At 49.6% G+C, this 6,135-nt stretch carries 4 protein-coding genes and 1 tRNA gene; 1 reads left to right on the top strand and 4 read right to left on the bottom strand.

Features of this window, described 5'->3' with window-relative positions:
* From ACWA6V_RS15510 to rnr, 3 genes are all read right to left on the bottom strand, one after another.
* Window positions 1–1,059 (bottom strand): glycosyl hydrolase family 18 protein (locus tag ACWA6V_RS15510; protein ID WP_449523339.1); only part of this gene is annotated, 1,059 nt, incomplete at its 3' end.
* 434 nt (window positions 1,060–1,493) lie between these two features.
* A complete protein-coding gene (gene rlmB / locus ACWA6V_RS15505; protein ID WP_449523338.1) occupies window positions 1,494–2,237 on the bottom strand; it encodes a 23S rRNA (guanosine(2251)-2'-O)-methyltransferase RlmB in 744 nt (247 codons plus the stop codon).
* A 151-nt stretch (window positions 2,238–2,388) separates the two neighbouring features.
* A complete protein-coding gene (gene rnr, locus ACWA6V_RS15500) occupies window positions 2,389–5,343 on the bottom strand; it encodes a ribonuclease R (RefSeq protein WP_449523337.1) in 2,955 nt (984 codons plus the stop codon).
* 161 nt (window positions 5,344–5,504) lie between these two features.
* On the opposite strand from rnr, the gene ACWA6V_RS15495 reads away from it, so the two are divergent.
* A tRNA-Leu gene (locus ACWA6V_RS15495) sits at window positions 5,505–5,591 on the top strand.
* A gap of 230 nt (window positions 5,592–5,821) precedes the next feature.
* Here ACWA6V_RS15495 and ACWA6V_RS15490 read toward each other — a convergent pair.
* A partial coding sequence (locus ACWA6V_RS15490) for a hypothetical protein (RefSeq protein ID WP_449523336.1) occupies window positions 5,822–6,135 on the bottom strand: 314 nt, incomplete at its 5' end.

The following is a 6,135-nucleotide window of genomic DNA, read 5'->3' as shown; positions in this document are numbered from 1 at the left end:
GTGCATCACACCAGCACCACTTTCCAGGTCGATATCCACACCGTCAAAACCGTACTCATTGATGATCGCCGCGGTGCTGTTAACGAAGTTGGCGAGGTTGGTGGAGTTGTTCAAAGTCACAGTGCCTTTTTCACCGCCGTAAGACAGCACGATGTTTTTACCTTGCGCGCGTTTTGCCGCAACATCAGCAATAAATTGCGCTTTGTTCAAGGCAGGGTCCAGACGGAAATCCACCGAACCATTACCGGCGTCATCCACAAAGGCGATCACAATCACATCCCAGGATGCATCGACATCGGCCAAACGGATTACACCGCTGCCGTTATCAAAGTTGTGCCAGTAACCCACCAGCGCATGTTTTGGCAGTGCTGCTGCATCGCCCGGTACGCGGTTATTGCCGCTGACGCTGGATGATGAACGGCTGCTTGCGACACTGGTGGAAGAGTTTGAAGAAGGCGCAACCGACGATGATGATTTCGAACTGGGCGCAACACTGCTAGGTACACTGCTGGAAGCAGCACCACAGGATTTCACCAGCTCCCACGCCTGCTGCCAGTGCGCACCAGTACCCGGGGCATACGCCCATGCGGCAGTTGAACCACACCAACCGGCAACGGTACAGCGATACTCGCTACCTGCGTTTTGCGCTAATTGCCCAGCTGCGTAACTAGTGCCCGCAGCATATTGTGGCGATGTGCAATTGCCACCAGAAACAGATGAGCTGGAAGGAGCAATTGAACTGGAGGATTTTGAACTGGGTGCAACGCTACTCGGAGCAGATGAAGACGGCGCAACAGAACTTCTGGAGGAAGATGACACAGCGCCGTCACAAGCACCCAACAGTGTCCACTCTTGCCACTGGCCAGAGTAGCTAGCCGGGCTGTGGCCCTGTGACCACCAGTTGGCTTTGTAACCCTTTCCGGCTTCTTGCACCTGGGTACCACCGCCATAAGCGGCAGTGCTATTCCACACAGGAAAGCTTGAACAATTAATGGCAAGCGCACTGGTTGATAGGCCGCTCATGCACAACGCGGCCAGTGCTAATAATGATTTATTCATAGACCCCTCACTCTCTTTGTAATTTTTTGGACAAAAGGATGCCGCAAAGAAATTAAAAAATTTCTTTGGATTTTTTTGACTCGGTTGAGAATTTTTTCGGGCGCTCCCGTGGATCAGTACTTATCTATTACGCTACGTAATAAATTGCCCGTACTTTGGGAAACACACCAGTCCCGGTAACTCGTTGCGAGTTCCTTCTGGTCACACTCATCAGACAAGTCCATGCCTGAATTATTATTGTGTAAATCAAATATCGAATGACAACGTTGCCATATATATCACCCGTTTCAGGCGATGGCAATCATGGATATGACCAAAAGATGACAATTACGCAATATTTTTATTTCTTTAGAATAAAAATTTTGCGTAATTGCGAAAAAGAATAGGGAGATAGATGATTGGGAAATAACGGCTTATATTGCTGCCGATATGACCTATACAGGACGACGCTGACGCACTGCCTCAAACAGACAAACACCAGTTGCAACCGACACATTCAAACTACTAACCGTGCCCGCCATAGGAATATTCATCAAATGATCACAGGTGTCTTGCGTCAGGCGACGCAGGCCATCACCTTCAGCGCCCATCAAAATACCAATCGGACCGGTGAGATTGCATTCGTATACGGATTGCTCCGCTTCTCCCGCAGCACCAAACAGCCAAATACCTTTTTCCTGCAAATTCTTCAGCGTGCGCGCCAAATTAGTCACAGGAATAAAGGGCAGCACTTCGGCCGCACCGCAGGCAACTTTGCGCACAATGGGCGTAATGCCGACTGATTTATCCTTGGGTGCGATCACCGCATGCACACCCGCCGCTTCGGCCGAGCGCATACAGGCACCCAGGTTGTGCGGATCGGTGACGCCATCGAGGATCAATAAAAATGCCGGTTCGTTAAGGTTTTCAATCAGCTTGAAGAGATAAGCTTCATCGTAGGTTTCACCGGGCGTGCAAATCGCCACTACACCCTGATGGTTTTCATCGCCCACCAACTCATCGAGTTTATTGCGGTTGACTACCTGACAGTGAATGCCATTGCTTTGCGCCGCACTGACAATTTTTTGCAGGCGCTGGTCGTTGCGACCTTGCACCATGTAAATTTCAATCACACGTTGCGGTGCACTTTTTAATAATGCCTGCACCGAGTGCAGGCCAAAAATATGTTCACGTTTCAAAACACTTACCTAACTTTTAGTATTAACACTTGCGCAGGCCTAGCGCTCAGAGAGCCGCGTTTCACGCTCGCGCAAGATGCGATCTTTCACAACATAAATTTCACGGTTCAGTCTTTCGTCGAGTACAAAGTTTTCGCTTTGTAACCAGCGATCAATCCTTTGCCTTAGTCTTAACCACCGGTTTTTTAGCAGTTGTCTTCGCAGCCCCAGTGACAGCCTTGCCTTTTGTTGCCTTTGGCGCAGGCGATTGAACTGTTGCTGGCGCTGCCTTGCTTGCAGCTTTCGCATTTTTACGGCCATGATCAACCTCACCTTTGGATTTTGCACTTGCAGGTTTCTGTGCTGATACTTTTTTCGCAGCAGGTGTTTTAGTCGCTGTCACTTTTTTTGCTGGCGCGGCTTCTTTTTTAGCCGACGCAGCGGTGGGGGCGACACCAGCCTCTGCCACTTTTTTCACCACAATCTTTTTAGCAACAACGGTTTTTACGACTGGCGCTTTTACTACCGGTGCTTTTGCTGCCGGTTGCGCTGCGCTGGTCTTTTTGCCACCAGCATTGGTTTTAACTGCTGGTTTTTTAGTATTGTCCGCTTTTACTTTTGCAGAAGGCTTAGCAGCTGCCGTTTTTGCGGAAGATTGTTTGGTGGAAGATTGTTTAGTTGCCGGTTTTTCACTCGCGGCTTTTTTAACAACAATACCTGATGATGATTTTTTACTGTCTCCAGTTACACCACCAAACGTGGTTACAACGGGAGCTGCAAAATGTTTGCCGCCGCCAGCTTTTTTACCTTCTGTCTTTTTATTATTTGGTGATTGAGACGCACCGCGTTTGGCAACCTTGGGTTTAACCGCTGATTTGGGGCGGCGAATCGCATTGGCAGATTCGAGTTCAAAATCGATTTTGCGGTTATCCAAATCCACACGCACAACACGCACTACCAACTCATCGCCAAGCCCAAACACTTTGCGCGTGCGCTCACCCATTAAGCGGTGTTGCGCCGGCTCAAACCGATAATAATCGTGCGGCAATGAAGTGATGTGAATCAAACCTTCTACGTACAAATCGTTTAATTCGACAAACAAACCAAAACTGGTAACCGCACTCACGTGACCCGCATAAACAGCGCCCACTTGATCGCGCAGATATTCGCATTTCAGCCAGCTCACCACATCGCGTGTTGCTTCATCGGCGCGACGTTCGGTGCGTGAACACTGCTCACCAAATACCACCATATCGCTCGCGGTATAAGGGTAAATAAATTTCTTGGGAATTGCTTTGGCTGTGTCAACACGGCGCACATGGGTAGTCGGTTCAGTGCCGCGCACTACCGAGCGAATAGCGCGATGCACCAGCAAATCCGGATAGCGGCGAATCGGCGAAGTGAAGTGGGTGTAAGCTTCATAACCCAAACCGAAGTGCCCGTGGTTTTCCACCTGATACATCGCCTGGCGCAAACTGCGCAACATCACTGTCTGGATTAAATGGCCATCGCTGCGATCCTGAATCATTTGCAGCAATTGTTGGTAATCGCCCGGCGTAGGCTTATCGCCACCGGCCAAGCCCAAACCTAATTCAGATAAGTACGCGCGCAAATTGGCGAGCTTGGTTTCCGTCGGGCCTTCATGCACGCGGAACAAACCAATCAAATTATGTTTTTCAATAAATTGCGCGGCACACACATTCGCGCACAGCATGCACTCTTCAATTAATTTGTGCGCGTCGTTACGTTTAATCGGAACAATACGTTCGATTTTGCGCTCTTCATTAAATTGGATGCGTGTTTCAACGGTATCAAAATCAATTGCACCGCGTTCATCGCGCGCAATACGCAGGCATTGATAAAGTTTATGCAAGAGTTCGAGCTGCGGAACAACCGCTTTGTATTCTTCGCGCAAAGCAACGCGTGTATCGCCCTCACCAGTGAGAATCTCTCCCACTTTAGTGTAGGTCAGGCGCGCATGGGAATGCATCACACCTTCATAAAACTGGTAGCCGGTGATGCGACCTAAATCGCTGATTGTCATTTCACACACCATGCACAAACGATCAACATGGGGGTTCAATGAACACAAACCGTTAGAGATGGCTTCGGGCAACATGGGCACAACATAATCGGGAAAATACACCGAGTTGCCACGCGCACGCGCTTCTATATCCAGCGCGCTTTCTACCGGCACATAATGCGATACATCAGCAATCGCCACATACAACCGCCAGCCGCCTTTGCGGCGCTCACACAAGACCGCATCATCAAAATCGCGCGCGTCTTCGCCATCAATAGTGACGAACGGTAAATGACGCACATCAACACGATGTAACTTATCTTTCTCCAAAACCTCGTGAGATAACAGAGCTGCTTCGGCAAGCGCAGCACTCGGCCATTCGCTTGGAATGCCGTGCGCCTGAATCGCCAATTCGATCTCCATGCCCGGCGCCATGTGGTCGCCCAACACTTGAATCACACGGCCGGTGGGCAGGCGGTTTTTATCCGGCTGCTGGGTAATTTCCGCCACCACAATTTGCCCATGCTTGGCACCGCCATAGGCGCCAAACGGAATCATGATGTCATGAGTAATACGCGGGTTTTCCGGGCGCACAAACTGCACGCCCTCTTCATTGAAAAAGCGCCCGGCCAATTGCGTGGTATTGCGGACGAGCACATCGACAATCGCGCCCTCCTCTTTACCGCGATATTGCTCACCCGAAAGCCGCACAATTACTTCATCGCCATCAAACACTTTGCGCATCTGGCGGTTATGCAGGTAGATGTCTTCGCCACCATCGGCGCGAATCACAAACCCGTAGCCATCGCGATGCCCTTGCACACGGCCGCGCACCACATCGATCTTATCGAGGCGTACATAGGCATCGCGGCGGTTGCTGATCAGTTGGCCGTCGCGCGCCATGGCAATCAAACGGCGGCGAAGGGCTTCAATCTGGTCTTCACCCGTGAGCTTGAGCATCACGCACATTTGTTCGTGCGTAACGGGCTGATCGGCGCTATCGAGAAGGTCGAGGATATACTCGCGGCTGGGAATGGGGTTTTCGTATTTTTCGGCTTCACGCGCGGCGAAAGCATCGCGGGGCGGGGTTTTACGTTTAGTCAATTGAGCATCCTGTAGTCAATATTGGCGTTTTCGAACGTTCCTGGCAGGTTATAGAAGGATTATAGGGCAGCAACCATGACAAACCTACAAATAAAACCGAAAACCCTGTTGACAGCCCCATAGCCGATATTTATAGTGCGCGGCCTCAGCTTGCTGAGCATGCCCAGGTGGTGAAATTGGTAGACACGCCAGCTTCAGGTGTTGGTGGCTTTACGGCCGTGAAGGTTCAAGTCCTTTCCTGGGCACCACACATCAAACCCCCGCTACGAAAGTATCGGGTCACCCATAAAATGTCCGAAAATGACACTTTATGCTAACAATTTGAAGCTGACATTTTATGCTTCAAATTGTTAGGCAGGTGAATGCTCATCAGTTACCTATTTGTTTTATAAAGTAAATGTCACTAGGCAGCACTGCAGTTCTTAGTAATTGTAACCTTCCGCTTTACCCTATCCCTTTGATACTCATTTAAGATTTTTCATTTAATCCTTAGCCAAGGCGTTATACCTTTTGGAATCTGGTCATATACAAAAAAACAAAGCCCCCCATCGTGCAATACAACATTCAGGGCAGCCAGCTCCTGAAACCAGTACCAGATATTTTTACGCCTATAAACGATAGACCTATGATCCGCTGGCCAATCGAGCAAATCCAAAAACCAATCCCATTCAGCGATCTGTTCAATATTTATCCTGTAGCCGGCTTTTTTGACAATGAAGTAATGCCATACCAATCCTTTCCAAATCGTCCAAGTTGTATTCCAATGAGGCGCACTCCTACCCACTGAGGACG

The sequence above is a fragment of the Cellvibrio sp. genome (assembly GCF_053579595.1).
Note: the sequence above shows the minus strand (reverse complement) of the source record. Positions and strands in the feature narration are given on the sequence as shown.